Source organism: Streptomyces sp. SID14478 (assembly GCF_010548525.1).
Classification (GTDB): domain Bacteria; phylum Actinomycetota; class Actinomycetes; order Streptomycetales; family Streptomycetaceae; genus Streptomyces.
In genome coordinates, this window is sequence record NZ_JAAGMG010000281.1 from 1 (window position 1) to 1,442 (window position 1,442).

Sequence of the window (1,442 nt, forward strand, 5' to 3'; positions counted from 1 at the left end):
AGGCCCGCGAAGGGCCGCTCCCCGGTGGCGGCGGGCAGCACGACGGCGGCCGGGACCCGTACGGCGGCGGGCACCACGAGGGCGAGCGGGGTACGGCTGCCGTACGGGAGCAGGTAGAGCGCCTGCCGGGTCGCGGCCACGACGCGGGCCGGCCGGGGCGGTCCTTCGAGAGCGTCCCTGGCCAGCGTGCTGACGCTGCAGGACAGGGCGGCGGGACTCACGGCGCCGACTCCGTGCCTTCTTCGGCCGTGGCTGCTTCGGCCGTGTCTTCCTCGGGGAGGGGGAACGCGGCGAGCGCCTTGCGGAAGCACTCCAGGGGAGCGTGCGCGAGTCCCGCCCCGATCTGCCCGATGCCCGGCTCGCGGTGGGCGATGCCGGTGGTGACGACGGGCTCGATGCCGGTGTCGAGAACCGCCCGCAGATCGATGCCGACGGGTGCGCCGATCCCGCCGAGGGCGGGGAGCCGGTACGCCTCGTGCCGGGCCAGGGTGATCCGGGCCATGTCGCGGCTGGTCCGCAGCGCCTGGTCGACGGTGCCGCCGACGAAGCCGGTGATGGCGGGGGCGGCGGCGAGCGCGAAGCCGCCGAGGCCGTTGGTCTCGGTGATGGCGCTGTCGCCGATGTCCGGGTTGGCGTCCTCGGGGCCGTACCCGGCGAAGTAGAGGCCCTCGACCTGGGCGGCGGGGGCGGTGAACCAGGCGTCGCCGAGGCCGCTGACGCGGATGCCGACCTCGACGCCGTTGCGGGCGAACGCGGTGACGAGGGTGGAGTGCGGGACGCCGTGGGCGGCGGAGGTGGCGAGTTTGGACGCCGCCATGGAGAAGTTGAGGAACCAGTAGTGGTTGTCGGCGAGGAACTCCAGGACGTCGGGGCCGTGTGCGGTGCGGGCGAGCGGGGCGGCGAGCGCACGCAGCAGCAGTGCGGACGCGGCGGTGTTGCGGCTGTGGCACTCGTCGCCCATTTGGAGCGCCTGGGCGGTGACGGCGCGCAGGTCCACCCCGTCGGGCAGGCCGCCCAGCGCCTCGCGCAGGGCGGGGGCGAGCACGTCGGCCATCCAGCGCAGCCGGTCCAGTACGTCGTCGCCGAGGGCGCCGTAGCGCAGACACCGGCCGGCGCCCTCGTTGAGGTTGGCGTAGGCGCGGCGCCCGGTCGCCGGGTCCTCGACGACGAGCACCGGCATCGAGGGCGACGTGATGCCGCCCATCGGTCCGACGGCCTCGTGGTGGTGGCAGGGCTCGAAACGCAACGCGCCGGATCGCGCGAGGAGTTCGGCCTTGTCGGGGGTGTCGGCCCAGCCTTCGAGGAGTGCGGCCCCGACGACGCCCGCGCGCATCGGGCCGCACATGTCGGCCCAGTCGACGGGCGGTCCGGCGTGCAGCAGGACCCGCGCGCCGGTGGCGCGGTCGTCCAGGACGGGGAGGACGTCGCGGGCGAGGCGCACC

Annotated in this window: 1 protein-coding gene and 1 pseudogene; both read right to left on the bottom strand. The window is 75.5% G+C overall.

Going from position 1 to position 1,442, the window contains the following annotated elements; translation table 11 throughout:
• A pseudogene (locus G3I40_RS09700) lies at positions 1-221 on the bottom strand (hypothetical protein); the annotation flags it as partial.
• The coding region (locus G3I40_RS09705) for a DUF1116 domain-containing protein (protein WP_164301753.1) at positions 218-1,442 on the bottom strand (1,225 nt) is incomplete at its 5' end. The gene G3I40_RS09705 and the pseudogene G3I40_RS09700, both read right to left, overlap by 4 nt.